The sequence below is a fragment of the Thermotoga maritima MSB8 genome (genome assembly GCF_000008545.1).
GTDB lineage: Bacteria > Thermotogota > Thermotogae > Thermotogales > Thermotogaceae > Thermotoga > Thermotoga maritima.
Window position 1 is genome coordinate 120883 of sequence record NC_000853.1, and the last position, 17371, is coordinate 138253.

The 17371-nt window shown below is 46.6% G+C and carries 17 protein-coding genes; 12 read left to right on the forward strand and 5 right to left on the reverse strand.

Features of this window, described 5'->3' with window-relative positions; translation table 11 throughout:
- Positions 1-9: 9 nt before the first annotated feature.
- A complete protein-coding gene (locus TM_RS00550; protein WP_004082693.1) occupies positions 10-1572 on the forward strand; it encodes a sugar ABC transporter ATP-binding protein in 1563 nt (520 codons plus the stop codon).
- Positions 1572-3050, forward strand: coding sequence for a xylulokinase (xylB, locus tag TM_RS00555; protein ID WP_004082695.1), 1479 nt, complete (start codon positions 1572-1574; stop codon positions 3048-3050). The genes TM_RS00550 and xylB overlap by 1 nt, the downstream gene beginning before the upstream one ends.
- A 21-nt stretch (positions 3051-3071) precedes the next feature.
- Here xylB and TM_RS00560 read toward each other — a convergent pair whose 3' ends face one another.
- A complete protein-coding gene (locus TM_RS00560) occupies positions 3072-3803 on the reverse strand; it encodes an SPL family radical SAM protein (protein WP_004082697.1) in 732 nt (243 codons plus the stop codon).
- A 158-nt stretch (positions 3804-3961) separates the two neighbouring features.
- Between TM_RS00560 and TM_RS00565 the strand changes: the two genes are divergently transcribed.
- The 3 genes from TM_RS00565 to TM_RS00575 are packed head-to-tail and all read left to right on the forward strand — an operon-like array spanning position 3962 to position 7872.
- A complete protein-coding gene (locus tag TM_RS00565) occupies positions 3962-6445 on the forward strand; it encodes an adenosylcobalamin-dependent ribonucleoside-diphosphate reductase (RefSeq protein WP_004082700.1) in 2484 nt (827 codons plus the stop codon).
- A gap of 12 nt (positions 6446-6457) precedes the next feature.
- Complete coding sequence (locus tag TM_RS00570) at positions 6458-7315, forward strand: acetamidase/formamidase family protein (protein ID WP_004082702.1); 858 nt, start codon at positions 6458-6460, stop codon at positions 7313-7315.
- A 2-nt stretch (positions 7316-7317) separates the two neighbouring features.
- Positions 7318-7872 (forward strand): nitroreductase family protein, encoded by a 555-nt coding sequence (locus TM_RS00575; RefSeq protein ID WP_004082703.1) that lies wholly within the window; start codon positions 7318-7320, stop codon positions 7870-7872.
- A gap of 17 nt (positions 7873-7889) precedes the next feature.
- Here the strand turns inward: TM_RS00575 and TM_RS00580 are convergent, their stop codons facing one another.
- Positions 7890-8987: a KamA family radical SAM protein gene (locus TM_RS00580; protein ID WP_004082704.1), complete on the reverse strand. Its 1098-nt coding sequence runs from the start codon at positions 8985-8987 to the stop codon at positions 7890-7892.
- A 256-nt stretch (positions 8988-9243) separates the two neighbouring features.
- Here TM_RS00580 and TM_RS00585 point away from each other — a divergent pair, with 256 nt between their 5' ends.
- Genes TM_RS00585 through TM_RS00610 form a run of 6 tightly spaced genes read left to right on the forward strand, consistent with a single transcriptional unit; the run spans position 9244 to position 13435 of the window.
- Entirely contained in the window at positions 9244-9609 is a 366-nt protein-coding gene (locus TM_RS00585; protein ID WP_004082705.1) for a Fur family transcriptional regulator, read from the forward strand.
- The gene (locus tag TM_RS00590) at positions 9606-10409 is read left to right on the forward strand and encodes a metal ABC transporter substrate-binding protein (protein ID WP_004082706.1); all 804 of its coding nucleotides are present in this window, start codon (positions 9606-9608) and stop codon (positions 10407-10409) included. Before TM_RS00585 ends, TM_RS00590 begins: the two co-directional genes overlap by 4 nt.
- A complete protein-coding gene (locus TM_RS00595; protein ID WP_004082707.1) occupies positions 10406-11128 on the forward strand; it encodes a metal ABC transporter ATP-binding protein in 723 nt (240 codons plus the stop codon). Before TM_RS00590 ends, TM_RS00595 begins: the two co-directional genes overlap by 4 nt.
- On the forward strand, positions 11125-11922 hold the full coding sequence (locus TM_RS00600; protein WP_004082709.1) for a metal ABC transporter permease: 798 nt from the start codon (positions 11125-11127) through the stop codon (positions 11920-11922). Before TM_RS00595 ends, TM_RS00600 begins: the two co-directional genes overlap by 4 nt.
- Positions 11919-12581 carry a response regulator transcription factor gene (locus tag TM_RS00605; protein WP_004082711.1) on the forward strand — a complete coding sequence of 221 codons (663 nt, stop codon included), beginning with the start codon at positions 11919-11921 and terminating at the stop codon, positions 12579-12581. The genes TM_RS00600 and TM_RS00605 overlap by 4 nt, the downstream gene beginning before the upstream one ends.
- Positions 12578-13435 (forward strand): sensor histidine kinase, encoded by an 858-nt coding sequence (locus tag TM_RS00610; RefSeq protein WP_004082713.1) that lies wholly within the window; start codon positions 12578-12580, stop codon positions 13433-13435. The genes TM_RS00605 and TM_RS00610 overlap by 4 nt, the downstream gene beginning before the upstream one ends.
- On the opposite strand, the gene TM_RS00615 is transcribed toward TM_RS00610, so the two are convergent.
- Together TM_RS00615 and TM_RS00620 are read right to left on the reverse strand one after the other, a co-directional pair.
- On the reverse strand, positions 13381-14769 hold the full coding sequence (locus TM_RS00615; RefSeq protein ID WP_004082715.1) for a pyruvate carboxylase subunit B: 1389 nt from the start codon (positions 14767-14769) through the stop codon (positions 13381-13383). The two genes, TM_RS00610 and TM_RS00615, sit on opposite strands and share 55 nt — an antisense overlap.
- Entirely contained in the window at positions 14759-15835 is a 1077-nt protein-coding gene (locus tag TM_RS00620; RefSeq protein ID WP_004082717.1) for a M20 family metallopeptidase, read from the reverse strand. The genes TM_RS00615 and TM_RS00620 overlap by 11 nt, the downstream gene beginning before the upstream one ends.
- A gap of 60 nt (positions 15836-15895) precedes the next feature.
- Between TM_RS00620 and TM_RS00625 the strand changes: the two genes are divergently transcribed.
- A complete protein-coding gene (locus TM_RS00625) occupies positions 15896-17050 on the forward strand; it encodes an MFS transporter (protein WP_004082719.1) in 1155 nt (384 codons plus the stop codon).
- A gap of 168 nt (positions 17051-17218) precedes the next feature.
- On the opposite strand, the gene TM_RS09585 is transcribed toward TM_RS00625, so the two are convergent.
- Complete coding sequence (locus TM_RS09585; RefSeq protein ID WP_231556600.1) at positions 17219-17311, reverse strand: transposase; 93 nt, start codon at positions 17309-17311, stop codon at positions 17219-17221.
- Between the last annotated feature and the right edge of the window lie 60 nt (positions 17312-17371).

The following is a 17371-nucleotide window of genomic DNA, read 5'->3' on the forward strand; positions in this document are numbered from 1 at the left end:
CGAGGAGGGGTGTTTCCCCTCCTCGCTTTCCGGGGTGATCGAATGGAGATACTGAAAGCAAAGGGCATAGTGAAAAGATTCCCTGGAGTTGTGGCTGTGGACAACGTCGATTTTGAGGTTTACGAAAACGAGATTGTCTCTCTGATAGGTGAAAATGGTGCTGGTAAATCCACCCTCATAAAAATTCTGACGGGTGTCCTCAAACCTGATGCGGGAGAAATTCTGGTCAACGGCGAAAGGGTAGAATTTCACTCTCCGGTCGACGCGTTCAAAAAGGGCATAAGTGTTATCCATCAGGAGCTGAACCTGTGCGACAACATGACTGTGGCGGAAAACATCTTTCTCGCCTATGAAGCTGTCAGGGGACAGAAAAGAACCCTTTCCAGTAGAGTTGATGAGAACTATATGTACACAAGATCTAAAGAACTGCTCGATCTCATCGGCGCCAAGTTCTCTCCAGATGCTCTGGTGAGAAACCTCACCACCGCCCAGAGACAGATGGTGGAAATATGTAAGGCACTGGTTAAAGAACCCAGGATCATCTTCATGGATGAACCCACATCGTCGCTTACTGTCGAAGAGACAGAAAGACTCTTCGAAATCATAGAAATGTTGAAAAGTAGAGGTATTTCTGTTGTTTTCGTTTCACATAGACTGGACGAAGTTATGAGGATAAGTGACAGGATCGTTGTGATGAGAGACGGAAAAAGAATCGGCGAGTTGAAAAAAGGAGAATTCGATGTGGACACGATCATAAAAATGATGGTAGGACGTGAAGTGGAGTTTTTCCCACACGGAATAGAGACCAGACCCGGAGAAATTGCCCTTGAAGTCAGAAACCTGAAGTGGAAGGATAAAGTGAAGAATGTTTCTTTTGAAGTGAGAAAGGGAGAAGTTCTGGGATTCGCGGGACTTGTGGGGGCTGGAAGAACTGAAACGATGCTCTTGGTGTTCGGAGTGAATCAAAAGGAATCCGGAGACATATACGTTAACGGAAGGAAAGTTGAAATAAAAAATCCGGAAGATGCTATTAAGATGGGGATAGGACTCATTCCTGAGGACAGAAAACTTCAGGGGCTTGTTTTGAGAATGACTGTGAAGGACAATATCGTGCTCCCATCACTGAAAAAAATCAGCAGATGGGGGCTCGTGCTCGATGAAAGAAAAGAAGAAGAGATCTCAGAAGACTATGTAAAAAGACTCTCCATAAAAACGCCTTCCATTTATCAAATAACAGAAAATCTATCAGGTGGAAACCAGCAGAAAGTGGTCCTTGCCAAATGGCTCGCCACGAACGCGGATATTCTGATCTTCGACGAGCCAACACGCGGAATAGACGTTGGTGCAAAGGCAGAAATACACAGGATGATCAGAGAACTCGCCGCACAGGGCAAAGCTGTGATCATGATCTCTTCGGAACTCCCAGAAATACTGAATCTCAGCGATAGAATAGTCGTCATGTGGGAAGGTGAAATCACAGCCGTTCTGGACAACAGAGAGAAAAGAGTCACTCAGGAAGAAATAATGTACTACGCATCTGGACAGAAAAAACAGAACGGGAGGGTCGCATAATGAACCTGTACGTGGGACTCGATGTGGGAACGACCGGTGTCAAGGGAATTCTTGTGAACGAGAAGGGAGAGATTCTTGCAACAGCGAATGAAAGACTAACCATGTTCACTCCTCAGCCTGCCTGGGCGGAGCAGGATCCCCTCTCCTGGTGGGAGGCGGTGAAAAAAATACTGAAAAACCTCTCCGAAAGATCGAAAGAAATGGGCGGCAAAATAAGAGCGATCTCTACCAGCGGGCAGATGCACAGTCTTGTGGCAATCGATGACAACGGTAAAGTCCTGAGAAACGCTATCCTCTGGTGCGATCAGAGAACATACAAAGAGTGCGAAGAAGCCACCCAGATCCTCGGCGGAGAGGAAAACGTTCTCAAGCTCGTCGGAAATCCCATTTTGCCCGGTTTCACGCTCCCAAAGATACTCTGGATCCGAAAGCATGAACCTGAGATCTACGGAAAAATTTCAAAAATCATGCTGCCAAAAGATTTCATAAACTACATGCTCACCGGTGAGGTGAAAACGGAGCATTCCGACGCCTCCGGAACGGTGATGTACAGTGTGTCAAAGATGGAATGGAACAAGGACGTATTGAAAGAACTCAACATACCGGAAAGTGTTCTCCCAGAGATAATACCGTCGAACGGCGTGGTTGGAAATGTGAAACCTGAAGTAGCGTCGGATCTCGGTCTCTCCGAAGACACGCTTGTGATAGGCGGAGGAGCCGACAACGCCTGTGCAGCTCTTGGAATAGCCGTCGTAGAACCGGGTGACGTGATGGTGAGTCTTGGTACTTCAGGAACCGTTCTGGCACCCACAAAAGGGAATCAGCCCGATCCAAAGGGTAGAGTACATTTCTTTGCACACACCGTTCCAGAAACAAGATACCACATGGGTGTGATGCTCTCCGCTACCTATTCACTGGAGTGGTTCAAGGAAAAATTCCTGAGCGAAGATTACGAAACAATCAACGAAGAGGTGGATAAAATTCCTGCAGGATCAAACGGGATAATCTTCCTGCCGTATCTCAACGGTGAAAGGACACCACACAGAGATCCATTCGCGAGGGGTGTTTTCTTCGGTATATCCTCGTACAACACCAAGTGGGATATGGTGAGAGCCATATTCGAAGGCGTTGCCTTCGGTATCAAAGATTCGTTCGATATACTGAGAGAACTCAAGGTGGTTCTCAACAGTGTGAGAATTACAGGAGGAGGTTCAAAGAGCAGGGTATGGAACAAAATGCTCGCAGATATGACAGGATTGAGAATACAAAAACCAGCCGTGGATGAAGGGGCGTCTTACGGTGCAGCGATCCTCGCAGTGTCTGGCTCAATGGGAGAAAATCCCGCGAAAATTTCGAAAGAATGGTTTCGCGTGAAGAGTTACACTGACCCTGCTGTTGAAAACACAGAAACCTACGAAAAACTACACGAGAAATTCAAAAAACTCTACACATCTCTCAAAGAGATGTTCAGATCTTGAAAAGAGGGCGCTCTGCCCTCTCTATTCTTGAAAGAATGCAAGTAGTTCTTTTCGAGTTCTTTCGAAGTACTCATTCTCAAGTGCCCAGGAAAACCCTAGTTTTTCGTAAAAATCCTTCACACGCCATCGATAGTGCATGTCGTCGATAAACACGCAATCCACGTGAGGTTTCAACATGCTCGCCAGCTTTTTCGGGTTCATGGGAAGCATGGGACTGATGAAAACACAGGTCCTTATTCCATTTTCTTTCAGCACCTTCAAAGCCTCCACTCTTTCCTCTATGGAACTCGAGTTGGGCTCGAACATCTTCCGGATTTCGTCGTCATCAGTTGTGACGCTGAGTCCAACCGAGATTCTTCTCATCTTCTTAAACAGATCCAGGTCCCTTAAAACGAGTGTGGATTTTGTGAGAATCATCACCTCGATTTCCAGAAGCGGGAACTCCAGAAAGACTTCGAGACATCTTCGGGTGAGCTTGTACTCTTTCTCGATAGGTTGATACGGATCGCACATGGTGCTCATGAAAACGTGGTGTGGTTTCTTCTTGATGATATCTTTTCTGAGAACTTCGGCTATGTTTCGTTTCACAATGATTTCTGACTTCCAGATCATCTCTCTGTATCGTCGCGCGTAATCACTTGCGTAACAGTACACACAGGCATTGGTGCAGCCCACGTAAGGGCTGAGGGTGTACCTTCTTTTCGATTCGGAATAAGTCAGTGCGCTCTTAACATTTATCTCTTTTACTCTCATCTTCAAAAGGATACCATGGGAAATTCTTTAGAAATTTTCCGATACTGTTTCAGAATTTTCACCGGGATGGTGATGTATAATTTCTCGGGAAACCCTACCACATGTTGAATTACTGTGAAAAAACACACAATATGTTGTTTAAAAACAGGAGGGAGAACATGAAATTGTCCGATTTGATCTCAAGGTGGATCGACGTTGAACCTTCAAAAAATGCTCAGATAATTCTCAGAGACAGGTATTTCATGAAGGATCTGGATGGGAATTATCTGGAAACGAAATGGGAAGATGTGGCAAGAAGGGTGGCGAGAGTTGTAGCAACAGCAGAGCTTCTGAACCCATCGTACAAGAAGAACGAAAAACTCGACAGAATAAAGGAATGGGAAGACATCTTCTTCAGAGTTTTGAAAGCGAGACTCTTCATTCCAAACAGTCCCACCCTCTTCAACGCAGGACTCGGTGTGAAGCACGATCTCCTGTGGAAACCCATCGATCAGATGACACTAGAAGATTACGAAGAAATTTACAGATCGAGAAATCATCTTCATATGCTCTCCGCATGCTTCGTAGTACCCGTCGGCGATAGCATTGAAGAGATTTTCGAAGCGGTGAAAGAGTACGCGCTCATAACGAAAGTGGGAGGAGGAGTGGGAAGCAACTTTTCTGAGTTGAGGCCGAAGGGCAGCTTTGTGGCAGGCACACACGGAAAAGCGTCCGGTCCCGTTTCTTTCATGCACGTCTTCAACTCCGCCATCTCCGTTGTGAAACAGGGTTACAGAAGGCGCGGGGCACTGATGGGCATCTTGAACATAAACCACCCCGACATAGAAGAATTCATAGACGCAAAGAAAGAAAACACGGGAGAAGCGGTGCTGAACTTCTTCAACCTCTCTGTTGGATTTCCAATGGACAAGAAAGAGATTCTGAAACTCTACGAAGAAGATGGCGAACTCGAGCTTTCCCATCCAAGAAGCACGATCAGGAAGAAGGTTAAGATCAGAGAACTCTTCAGAAAGATCGCTACAAATGCCTGGAAGAGTGGAGACCCGGGACTTGCCTTCCTCGGAGAGATGAACAAATACTATCCACTCTACCCGCACAGAAAGATCAACTCGACCAACCCGTGCGGTGAGATCGGGCTTTCAGATTACGAAGCCTGCAACCTCGGTTCCATCGATGTTGCAAAGTTCTACAACAATGGTTTTGTGGATTTAGAAGCGCTTCAGGAACTCGTTCAGATAGCCGTTCGTTTCCTCGACAACGTCATCGACGTGAACGTGTTTCCTATAGACAAGATCACAAAAGCAGTCAAAGAGAGCAGAAGGCTCGGTCTTGGAATAATGGGATTTGCCGATCTCCTCTACAAGCTCGAAATTCCTTACAATTCTCAGGAAGCTCGTGATTTCGCGGCCAATCTCATGGCTTTCATAGCGCTCCACGCGCATAGAACTTCCTATGAACTCGGAAAAGAAAAAGGGAACTTCCCGCTCCTTGAGATCTCGAGGTACAGAACGGAAGACAATTTCGTGCCTTTCGCTATGGGTATGAGCAACTACGACGATGAAATAAGAGAAGTCATGAAGATGACAAAAGAGTTTAGAAGAAACGTCGCTCTTCTGACGATCGCACCCACCGGTTCGATCTCGAACATAGCGGACACTTCGTCGGGACTGGAACCAAACTTCCTCCTCGCGTACACCAGATTCGTGACGAAGGAAGACGGAACGAAAGAGCCTCTTCTCTACGTGAACCAGGTGCTCAGAGAGAAATTGAATCCGGAGATTCTCAAGAGGATAGAGAAAGAACTCATAGAGAAGGGAAGCTTGAAGGATATCCCGGATGTTCCAGAGAAGATAAAGAAGGTCTTCGTAGTCGCACTCGATATAGATCCAATGGATCACCTCCTCATGCAGGATGCCTTCCAGAGGTACGTTGATAACAACATCTCCAAAACGATCAACATGCCTCAGAGCGCAACCGTGGATGATGTTCTCAACGTGTACCTTGAAGCTCTCAGAACAAACGTTAGGGGCATCACCGTGTACAGAGACGGTTCTTTACAAACACAGGTGCTGACGAAAGCCTTGAAAACACCGGAGGCTCCAAAGGTTCAGTTCTTCGTCGTCGATGAGAAGCTGAAGCTCCATCCGAGACCGAGAAAAGATACTCTCAGAAGCGTCACGAGAAAGTACAAGAGGCCCGATGGCACCACTTACATAACGATATCCTTCGACGACACAGGAGAAGCGGTGGAGATATTCATTTCCAACGGCAGTGAGATGGCCGAAGCGATAGGAAGACTCTCCTCAATAGCTCTCAGAGCGGGAGTTTCCATAGATGAAATAGTAGAACAGCTTTCGAAGGTGAAAGGAGAGTACTGCAAGGGTCTAGCTGAAGAAATCAAGAAAGCGCTTGAAGACTTCGCAAAACTGTGGCTCAGAACGGGTGAAGAAGCACCAGAGAGTGAGGAAGAACCGATCGAAAGAGAAAAGTTCATAGTGGCGCACAACCTCAGATGGCAAAGCGGTTACTACGTGGATGACGAAGGAAACGTGTACTGTCCCGTTTGTCTCTCAAAGAATTCCCTGATAAAGCAAGAGGGATGCGTGAGCTGTAAGAACTGCGGCTGGTCAAAGTGTGAGTGAGGAGATGAGAGCATGAAGGTTGTGCCAGCCCAGAGGTGTGTATACTCGTTTTCAGCGAACATGGCACCCGTAGAAGAGGTATACCCTGGTGAACAGGTCGTGTTCGAAACACTCGACGCACTCGGTGGTAGTTACGATAAAATCGATTTTTCGAAGGTGAATCCAGCGACGGGACCTGTATTTGTCAACGGTGTAAAGCCCGGAGACACACTGAAGGTTCGGATAAAGAGGATAGAACTTCCCCGAAGAGGAATGATCGTAACTGGCAAGGGATTCGGAGTTCTCGGTGACGAAGTAGAGGGTTTTCACACAAAAGAACTGGAAATAGAGAAATGGGCCGTTCTGTTCGATGGTGTGAGGATTCCGATTCACCCGATGGTAGGAGTGATCGGGGTTGCTCCTCAGGAAGGCGAGTACCCAACGGGAACGGCCCACAGACACGGAGGAAACATGGACACGAAAGAGATAACAGAAAACGTCACAGTGCACCTTCCAGTGTTCCAGGAAGGTGCACTTCTTGCTCTGGGAGACGTCCACGCGACGATGGGAGACGGAGAAGTGTGTGTCTCCGCGTGCGAAGTCCCTGCAAAAGTGGTCGTGGAGATCGATGTATCCAAAGAAGAAATCAAATGGCCCGTGGTTGAGACAAACGATGCCTACTACATCATCGTTTCTCTTCCAGATATCGAAGAGGCTCTGAAAGAAGTCACACGCGAAACAGTGTGGTTTATCCAGAGGCGGAAAACCATTCCCTTCACAGATGCCTACATGCTCGCCAGTCTCTCCGTCGATGTGGGTATCTCTCAGCTCGTGAATCCCGCTAAGACTGCGAAGGCTCGCATTCCAAAATACATCTTCACGGGGGTATGAGGATGCTCTACGACCTTGCAAAACAGCGAAAGACCGTGAGAAAATTCAAAGAAGAAAAGCCTTCCATTGAGAAGTTGATGTACTGTCTGAAAGTGGCGAACGAGGCTCCTTCGGGAATGAACGCTCAACCCTGGAGATTTCTCGTCGTGAAAGATGAAGAAACGAAAAGACAAATCAGAGAAACCTGTGAAAAGGCCGAGAAAGACTTCTACGAAAACGTGAGAGGAAAACTTAAAGAATGGCTCAACGAAAACAGTTTCAACTGGAAAAAACCCTTTCTCGAAGAAGCACCATATCTTCTGCTCGTGTTCTCAAAAAAAGACGCACCCTATTCGAGAGAATCTGTCTGGCTCGCGATCGGATATCTTCTCCTCGCACTGGAAGAGCAGGGACTTGGAACCGTCCCGTACACACCTCCGAATCCCAATGAACTGACAAAAATCGTGAACACACCATCAGATTTGAGATTTGAGGTGATACTCCCGGTTGGATATCCGGACGATCCGAAACCCAAGTATCCAAGAGAAGAAATGAAAGTGAGTTTCAACCACTTTTAATCCCCCGGCAGGGGGATTCACACGGTGTATTCTTCCAAAAGTTCACTGTAATCGTCGAACCAGAGCGCCTGGGGATTCCTCTTGTACACCATGACTTTTCTTCTATTCTTCTCATCGTGTGCTCTATGGTATTTGAAAACGATGAAATCTTTCGTGAGGGCTGCGATTTCTATCTTCCCTGTTCTGTGAGACATAACGTATCTGACCCGCTTGGCGACACCAGATATGTTCGAAATCGCTTTCGTGAAGATCTCGTAACCCTCTTCAATCGGAACGGCGAATTTCCTGTTTCCAGAAACAGGCCTGTTCTGGAACACGTAGTAGGGAGTCACTCCAACAAAGGAAAGTCTGTCCAGAAGCTCACCGAGCACTTCAGGATCGTCGTTTATTCCCCTCAGAAGAGGAGTCTGATTGCAAAGCACCGCTCCTGCGTCTTTCAAAAGATTCACCGCTTCTATCGCTTCCCTGGTCAGTTCCCGGGGGTGGTTGAACTGTGTCATCACGTATATCTTCTTCTCTTTTGTGCTGTACTTTCTGATCATCTTCAACAGATCCGGATCGTCTATTATTCTGTAAGGGTTAAACGCTGGTATCTTGCTACCTATTCTGATAATTTGAACGTGATCTATCTCTCTCAAGGAACTCACTATCTTTTCCAGCTTTTCTGTCGATAAAAGCAGCGGATCTCCTCCCGTGAGCAAAACGTTCGTTATCTCTTTGTGAGTGCGGATGTAATCGAGTTGAGGTGTGATGTCTCGTATGACTTCGGCTCCAACGTTTATGAAGAGTCTCTTCCTGAAACAAAATCTGCAAAATCCACCACAAACATCGTTCACAAGAAAGAGGGCCGTGTCCGGGTATTTGTGCTGAAGTCCCTTCGCAACGGTGTAAGATTTTTCGTTAGAAGCATCCAGCGTTCCCCATTCTTCCAGCTCGTCCTCCTCGGGTACTATGATCTTCCTGATAGGGTCATCAGGGTCTGACCAGTCTATGAGACTCAAGTAATAAGAGTTGGCTCTGAATCGGTACTTTTCCTCTACCCTCTTCAACCTCTCTCTTTCTTCAGGAGACAATTGTTCCACCTGTGTTATGCTGGTGTAGTATTTCACCTTCAATCGAATCACCTCCTGATTTTTGTTTTAACAAAGTTATATTTTCTAAAATAAACCCCTTAAAAAAATCGAAGAACTCAGCTTCGACGAATACGACATCTGCCATCCATTTTCATTATACCATAATACGGTATAATCGGAGAGCACGATGAATACTGAGAAATATATCATCAGTACAATGTTTGAATGATATCTTGAAATCAGCGACTGTGTGTAGTACAATATAACTTGCAAATGCTTTGCATTTGCAGGTGAGAGTATGAGGATGACAAAAAACAGGGAAGCCGTTTTTGAGATAATCGAATCTTCCAGAGTCCCTCTCACTGCCGAGGAGATACATCGAAAACTGGATGTGAACCTCTCCACGGTCTACAGGGCATTGAAGTTTTTAGAGGAAAGAAACCTCGTGGGTTCTTTCAGTGTGGGTGGCCCGAGATACTTCTTCAAGAAGAAAAGACACTATCACTTTTTGATCTGTGAGAAATGCGGGAAGCTCTTTCCTTTCGAAGAATGCGTGGATGAATTTCTTGAAAAACTCCAGAAAAAGTACGATTTTTCTGAAGAAAGTCATCTGTTTTTGATTCACGGAATCTGTAAGGAATGCAAAAAGGAGGTGGAAAAATGAAGAAGATTCTTCTCCTTCTAGTACTCATTGTCGCTGTTTTGAATTTCGGCAAAACTATCGTGACCACGATAAACCCGTACTATCTCATCGTTTCTCAGCTACTTGGTGATACAGCGAGCGTAAAGCTCCTTGTTCCCCCTGGAGCGAATCCACACTTGTTCTCACTAAAGCCTTCCGACGCTAAGACTCTGGAAGAAGCGGATCTGATCGTGGCGAACGGGCTCGGATTGGAGCCGTATTTAGAAAAATACAGAGAAAAGACAGTTTTCGTTTCAGACTTCATTCCAGCACTTCTTCTCATCGATGATAACCCTCACATCTGGCTCGATCCTTTCTTCCTCAAATACTACATCGTTCCTGGACTGTACCAGGTTCTCATCGAGAAATTCCCAGAAAAACAGAGCGAAATAAAACAGAAAGCAGAAGAGATCGTAAGCGGATTGGACACCGTGATCAGAGATTCCTTCAAAGCACTCCTCCCTTACACCGGAAAAACGGTAGTGATGGCTCATCCGAGTTTTACGTACTTCTTCAAGGAATTCGGCCTGGAATTGATAACTCTCTCCAGCGGTCATGAACACAGCACGAGTTTTTCCACGATCAAAGAGATCCTCAGGAAAAAAGAACAGATTGTTGCCCTGTTCAGGGAACCGCAGCAGCCGGCAGAGATTCTCTCGAGCCTCGAAAAAGAACTGAGAATGAAAAGCTTCGTGCTCGATCCCCTCGGAGTGAACGGAGAAAAGACGATCGTGGAACTCCTGAGAAAGAACCTTTCTGTGATCCAGGAGGCGTTGAAATGAAAATCGTGGAAGTGAAGAATCTGACCTACAGAATAAACGATTTTGAGATCCTGAAGAATGTAACCTTCTCCGTGGAAGAAGGTGAATTCGTTGGAATAATCGGTCCGAACGGAGCAGGAAAAACCACACTTGTGAGAATTCTGGTGGGAGATATAAAGAATTACGAAGGCAAGGTAGAAGTCAGGGGGAAGATAGGATACCTTCCACAGCTCCATCAGGTTCAGAGGGAGTTTCCCATCACCGTAAAAGAGTTCGCCGCGATGGGAATGTACGGCAGGTACAGAAAGATAGACTGGGAAAAGGTGAGATCGACCTTGAAAGATGTGGGGATCCTTCACAAAGAAAACGATCCGATAAAGAACCTCTCAGGTGGTGAATTCCAGAGACTCTCACTCGCGAGGGCCCTTCTTTCAGATCCGGATATTCTCGTATTGGACGAACCTGAGGCTGGAGTGGATGAAATGGGAAAGGCTTCCTTTTACGAGCTTCTGAACCGATTGAGGAAAGAAAAAAATATCACAGTCATCATGGTCAGCCACGACATCGGAATGGTGTTCAAAGAATGCAGCACCATCATGTGTCTCAACAGGACCCTTCACTGTCATGGTCCCACTGAAACGATTAACCCTGAAGACCTCAAGAAAATCTTCACAGACTTCGATATATGGATCAGAGGAACAAGACACTACGAGATCTACCATGGGAGGGAGAGAGATTGAGCTTCTTTCACGATCTCGTTGAGTACAGTTTCTTAAGGACAGCTTTCGTTGGGGGAATCCTGGTCGCGTCTTTATCGGGCCTTGTTTCTCCAATAGTGGTTTTTAGAAGGATGGAGTTCATAGGAGACGGAACCGCACACGCGGTCTTTGCCGGGCTTGCTGCAGCCACTCTCATCGGAGCGGATCACAGATTGATCGCCTTTGCCACGGCTCTTCTTTTCGCTTTTGCGGTGAGTCTCTTTTCTCGCTCCAGGATCAGCGAAAGCAGTGCCATAGGCATCCTCCTTCCCTTCTTCATGGCCGTTGGAGTGGTTCTCTTTTCTGTTTCGGGAAGGTATCAGACAGATGTGATGGGGTATCTGTTCGGCGACGTGCTTCTTGTGAACAGCACCGACGTCGCGATAACGGCCGTTGTCCTTGCCCTGAGCGTGATCCTCACCGTGGTGTTCAGATGGGACATCAAGTATTTCATAGTGGATGAAAAAATGGCCAGGTTTTATGGCATAAAAACAGATCTCATCCGTTTTCTGATCACCTCGTTCATCGCTATCACCGTGGTGACGACCGTTAAAGTGGTTGGTGTGATCCTCACAGGTGCCCTTCTGATCCTTCCTGGACTCGTCTCGAAAATATTTGGAAAATCCTTCTGGTCACTCACAACAATATCCGTCATCTTCAGCACCGGCGTTTTCTTCGCGGGGTTTCTGACCGCCTACACTCTTGACCTGCCACCAGGTCCGGTCATAGTGATCATTGCTTTCGTTTCTTTCCTTCCAATGCTAAAATTCTCATGATGTGGAAGATAGCCGTTGTGGATGACGACAAAAATATTCTGAAAAAGGTGAGTGAAAAACTCCAGCAGTTGGGACGGGTGAAGACCTTCCTTACAGGAGAAGATTTTTTGAACGACGAGGAAGCCTTTCATGTTGTGGTTCTGGACGTCATGCTTCCAGACTACAGTGGTTACGAGATCTGCAGGATGATAAAAGAAACCCGACCAGAAACCTGGGTGATACTCCTAACGCTCCTTTCCGATGATGAAAGCGTTCTAAAAGGATTCGAAGCGGGGGCGGACGACTACGTGACAAAACCGTTCAACCCGGAGATTCTTCTTGCAAGAGTGAAAAGATTTCTGGAGAGGGAAAAGAAGGGACTGTACGACTTTGGAGATCTGAAGATAGATGCCACCGGTTTTACTGTGTTTTTGAAGGGGAAAAGAATACATCTTCCCAAAAAAGAATTCGAGATATTGCTCTTTCTCGCAGAAAACGCCGGGAAAGTCGTCACGCGTGAAAAACTCCTGGAAACCTTTTGGGAAGACCCTGTCTCACCAAGGGTTGTGGACACAGTCATAAAGAGGATCAGAAAAGCCATAGAGGACGACCCAAACCGTCCTCGATATATAAAGACTATCTGGGGTGTGGGCTACATGTTCACGGGGGGAGAAAGATGATATCTCTGAGAACCTTTCTCATCACCTTTCTTGTGAATATAGCCTTACTTGGAATCTTCTGGGGAAACAGGATGAACTTTGTGGATGTCGTTATTTTCTCTTTCTTTTCAGCGCTCTTTGTTAGTCTCGCTACTCATATTCTGGTGACCAGCAGACTGAGGAAGCTCAGAGAAGCTGTAGCCAGAAAAAGTCGATTCGAAGATTTCCTGAACGATGAGATCACAAAACTCGCCGAAGAGGTGAATTCGGTAGTCGAAAATTCGCTGATTCAGGAAAAAGAAACGGAAAAATTGAAAGACATCGTCACAGGTTTTGTGCACGATGTGAAATCGCTCGTATGGAATGAGGTTGAGGACGAAAATTTACAGAAGATCATAGAGGAATTCTACGAATTCGCCAAGCTCGAAGCTGGTCTTGAAAGGTTGAGAAAAGAGCCGGTTAATCTCGTCGAGCTCGTGAACGACGTGGTGGAAAAATTCCCAGGAAAAGTCATTTTCAAGTACGATGACGTCGTGGAAGTCGAAGCTGATCCCATGAAGCTTTTCAGGGCCTTTTACAACGTGATAGAAAACGCTGTGAAGTATTCTTCAGGACCGGTGGAGGTCCACGTGAAAAAAGACAGGATCATCGTGAAAGGTCCCGGACCAGAGATCCCCTATGAGGTACGTGCAAATCTTTTTGAGAAAAAGAAAAAAAGCAAAGGTACAGGACTGGGCCTGTACCTCGCAAGGGAATTTTTCGAAATGCATGGCTTCAGAATCGCTTACAGGAGAGAAGGAAATCACAACGTTTTTGAGATTTACACTGGATACACCGGCATGTCATCGGTAAAGTCAGAGAGAGATTCGAGATAGTTGAAGTCCACGCCGATCTTCTCCTCGTACTTCTTCCTCAAAAATTTCTTGCCTACCTCTCCCAGGATCACAGCGATGAGAAGGTCTTCGTCCGTTTCAACAAGAATTCCCAATTCTTTCCTTGTTTTGTCCAGTTCGGGTTCCAAAAGATCAGCAGGTCTGCAATCTATGGGTTTCTCATCACCAAGAATCTTTCTCATCAGTTCTGGATCGATCGGTGCGGGTGGCCTACCATAGAGTCCTTTCACATAATTCCTCGTTTCGTTGGTTATCCGCTCGTATCTACCATAGACCACGTTGAGAAACGCCTGAACACCCACGATCTGACTCGTTGGTGTAACGAGTGGTGGATAACCGAGGTCTTTTTGGACCCTTGGAACCTCCTCGAGCACCTTATCAAGCAAGTGTTCCATCCTCTGCTCTTTCAGCTGCTTGAGAAGGTTGGAGTACATACCACCGGGAATCTGCGAGAATATGATCCTCGAATCTGGATACTTCATCCCCACATCGTACTCGATGTATTTCATTCTCACCTTCGTGAAATGATCCACCAGAAACTTCAGCGCTTCTCTGTCAAAATCCTCTTTTCCGTTTCCTCTGAAAGCGTAATACATGGTTTCAAAAGTTGGCTGAGACGTTCCCATGGAAAACGGAGAAATAGCCGTATCGAAAAAATCCGCCCCTGCTTCGTAAGCCGCTTGATACGCAAGGGGAGCAAAGCCTGTGGTACAGTGAGAGTGGACCTCAACGGGAACACCGAACTTCTCTTTCAAAGCCCTGACGAGTTCGTAAGCCCTTTTTGGAGTGAGAAGCCCCGCCATGTCCTTTATACAAATCGAGTCCACTCCCATATCCAGAAGTTTTCTTGCGAAGTCAAGATAGTAATCGAGAGTGTGGACAGGACTCACCGTGTAACTGATCGCTACCTGAACATGAAGACCGTGCTTTTTTGACTCTTCAATAGATTTCTGCAGGTTTCTTTCATCGTTCAGCGCATCGAAGATACGTATGATATCCAGTCCATACTCCGCCACTTTCTTTATGAAAAGCTCCACAACATCGTCCGCGTAGTGCCTGTAGCCAACGAGATTCTGTCCTCTCAGAAGCATCTGAATCTTCGTGTTCTTCAAACCCTCTCTTATCTTTTTCAACCTCTCCCATGGATTTTCGTTCAGAAATCTAACGGCGACATCGAAGGTTGCTCCTCCCCAGACTTCCATGGAGTGAAAATTCATTCTGTCGAACGCTTCGAGAGCAGGCAGCATATCTTCCGTTCTCATCCTCGTCGCGATCAGAGATTGATGTCCATCTCTTAAGGTTGTATCAACGAACATTTTTTTCACCTCCAAGTTTTCTCAAAAGATGTACAACCAGATTCACCCTATCTTCAAATTGATCGAGTCTCGCGTATTCATCCTCGGAGTGCATCTTACCACCGGGAATACCCAGACCGTCTATGGAAGGAACGCCGTTCTGCGAGAAAAACGCCACGTCTCCTCCACCAGTTGCCCTCACAAAACTCACAGTCATTCCAATCTCTTCGGCAGACATCTTCACAATGTTCACAAAATCAGGATCTTCTTTCATAGGAAGCCTTCTGAGTTTCAAGGTGTAAGAAACGTTCGCTTCAGGATGTACAGCAGAGAGTCGTTTCAGTGTTTCTTCGAGAAACTCGTACTCTTTGTCGTCGTAGTACCTGACATCGAAATAAACCTCTGCTTTGTCCGGTGTTACGTTGCTTTCCGCACCGCCCTTTACGATTGTTGGATTCAGAGTAAGGTTTGGAAATCTCCCGTTCAGTGAAGTTAGTTCCACCACTTTGAAAGCCAGTTCAACGATCGCGTTGGCTCCTTCGTCCAGTCTCGAAGCGTGTCCTTTTTTTCCGCGAGCGAACAACCACAGAGAGATGATTCCCTTCCTGGAGGATATGAGCTCTCCGTTTTCTCTTCCCGGCTCGAAGGATAGACAGTGGGAACTCATACCGGCAACTTCTTTGAACACTTCTCCACTGAGCGGTGATCCCAGTTCTTCATCCACGTTTAGAACCACACAGAGATCGGTGTCGTTCTGTTGGAGGAATCTTTTCAAAGACTCAAGAAGGATCACAACTCCTCCTTTCATGTCACAAACACCAGGACCCTTGGCGATGTTTCCTTCTATTGTGAAAGGTCTTCTCTTCGATTCACCTTCGGGAAAGACGGTGTCGAGATGTCCTATGAGGGTAACATAAGGCGGTTTTCCACGGAAGGCCACGTAAGCGGCTTCCCTTTTTTCCACTCTGAAACCAAGGTCTTCGAGGATTTCTGTCAGAAACGACGTTCGCCTCAGCTTCCCCTCTAATGGAAGATCGGGTCCTGTGTCGATGTTCACGAGTTTTTCGTAAATTTCGATCCACTTCATTTTTATCCCTCCAACTACATTATACTATTCTTTAAGAAAACCCCGGTGAGGAGGGATGTTATGTCCAGAAAAAAGGCCTTCCTATTCATCGTGCTTTTGGGGCTGGTCAGTCTCTTCGCGGACGTTACTTACGAAGGGGCAAGGAGCATCATCGGACCGTTCATGAAGACACTGGGAGCGAGCGCCGCCGCTCTTGGATTTGCCGTAGGGCTCGGTGAACTCACAGGATATGCCTTCAGATTGATTTCGGGAATTCTGAGCGATAAAACACGAAAGTACTGGCTTTTCACCATCCTGGGATACGCGATAAATCTCTTTGCGGTACCGGCTCTCGCATTCGCAGGAAACTGGCAGACAGCGCTTGTTCTCATCATCGCCGAAAGATTTGGGAAGGCCCTGAGAACTCCCGCAAGGGATGTCTTGCTCTCTTTCGCTTCTGAAGAAGTTGGAATGGGCAAAGGCTTTGGCATTCATGAGGCGCTAGATCAGATCGGTGCCATCTTGGGACCTCTTGCGCTCACATTCGCCCTCGCATTTGAAAAAAGCTACAGGTTCTGCTTCTTCATTCTTCTCATACCGGCTCTCGTTGCAATGGTTCTTCTCCTCACAGCACGTATAACTTTCCCAGCTCTTCAGGAAATGAAAAAGAAGAAAGACAGTCCAGTGGATCGAAATCTGGGAAAGACTTACTGGTTCTATCTTGCCATCGTTTCTATGGTGGCCTTTGCTTTCGCTGATTTTCCCATCATCGCATACCACATGAAGAGTTTCGAAGTCGCAAAAGATTTCTTCGTTCCTGCGACTTACTCACTCGCGATGGCCGTGGATGCGGTGGCTGCGTTGGTTTTCGGTCATTTGTTCGATAAAAAGGGTTTCGTTGCCCTGGCCTACGCGGTCCTTCTCTCTTCTTTCTTTCCCGTGCTTTCTTTTTCGAACAGTTTTCCGCTCATCTTTGCCGGAGTGATTCTCTGGGGAATCGGTATGGGAGCGCAGGAATCGATCATGAGAGCGGTTGTAGCGAAGATCGTACCTGCAGAAAAGCGTGGATTCGCTTACGGAATGTTCTTCACCGTGTACGGTGTTTTCTGGTTCTTCGGGTCATGGATCATGGGAACGCTCTACGATATCAACCGGTTCTATTTGATACTGTTCTCTTTCGTAATACAGTTTGCAGCGGCTCTGCTCCTTCTTAGAATGAAAAGATACGAATGGTGAACCATCCTGCCTCCTATGAGGTAGGGTTTTCTGCTTCAACCCGTGATGGCTCGTAGACCCTTTTTAGGTTCCGCCGCCAGAGCACGGTCAACGGGCATGAACTCGGACGGCTCCCGCCCTACTGATAGCATCAAGCCATACCTGGCTAGATTCTTTGCAGCGTCCCTATCATGATGCGCTCCACTCTTTGGCTTCTTTATTTATGTATCCACATTCACTGCATAGCTGACTTGAGGGATAGTATCTGCTTGCTTTTATCACTTTGACCCCACAGCGCTTTGCCTTAAATGTTGAGATCTTTCACCACGATCTTTCCAGTTT

Excerpts from the sequence above, each read along its gene's own strand:
- xylB (WP_004082695.1), top strand. The coding sequence starts at position 1,572 with ATGAACCTGTACGTGGGACTCGATGTGGGAACGACCGGTGTCAAGGGA.
- TM_RS00560 (WP_004082697.1), bottom strand. The coding sequence starts at position 3,803 with ATGAGAGTAAAAGAGATAAATGTTAAGAGCGCACTGACTTATTCCGAA.
- TM_RS00565 (WP_004082700.1), top strand. The coding sequence starts at position 3,962 with ATGAAATTGTCCGATTTGATCTCAAGGTGGATCGACGTTGAACCTTCA.
- TM_RS00570 (WP_004082702.1), top strand. The coding sequence starts at position 6,458 with ATGAAGGTTGTGCCAGCCCAGAGGTGTGTATACTCGTTTTCAGCGAAC.
- TM_RS00575 (WP_004082703.1), top strand. The coding sequence starts at position 7,318 with ATGCTCTACGACCTTGCAAAACAGCGAAAGACCGTGAGAAAATTCAAA.
- TM_RS00585 (WP_004082705.1), top strand. The coding sequence starts at position 9,244 with ATGAGGATGACAAAAAACAGGGAAGCCGTTTTTGAGATAATCGAATCT.
- TM_RS00590 (WP_004082706.1), top strand. The coding sequence starts at position 9,606 with ATGAAGAAGATTCTTCTCCTTCTAGTACTCATTGTCGCTGTTTTGAAT.
- TM_RS00595 (WP_004082707.1), top strand. The coding sequence starts at position 10,406 with ATGAAAATCGTGGAAGTGAAGAATCTGACCTACAGAATAAACGATTTT.
- TM_RS00605 (WP_004082711.1), top strand. The coding sequence starts at position 11,919 with ATGATGTGGAAGATAGCCGTTGTGGATGACGACAAAAATATTCTGAAA.
- TM_RS00610 (WP_004082713.1), top strand. The coding sequence starts at position 12,578 with ATGATATCTCTGAGAACCTTTCTCATCACCTTTCTTGTGAATATAGCC.
- TM_RS00615 (WP_004082715.1), bottom strand. The coding sequence starts at position 14,769 with ATGTTCGTTGATACAACCTTAAGAGATGGACATCAATCTCTGATCGCG.
- TM_RS00620 (WP_004082717.1), bottom strand. The coding sequence starts at position 15,835 with ATGAAGTGGATCGAAATTTACGAAAAACTCGTGAACATCGACACAGGA.
- TM_RS00625 (WP_004082719.1), top strand. The coding sequence starts at position 15,896 with ATGTCCAGAAAAAAGGCCTTCCTATTCATCGTGCTTTTGGGGCTGGTC.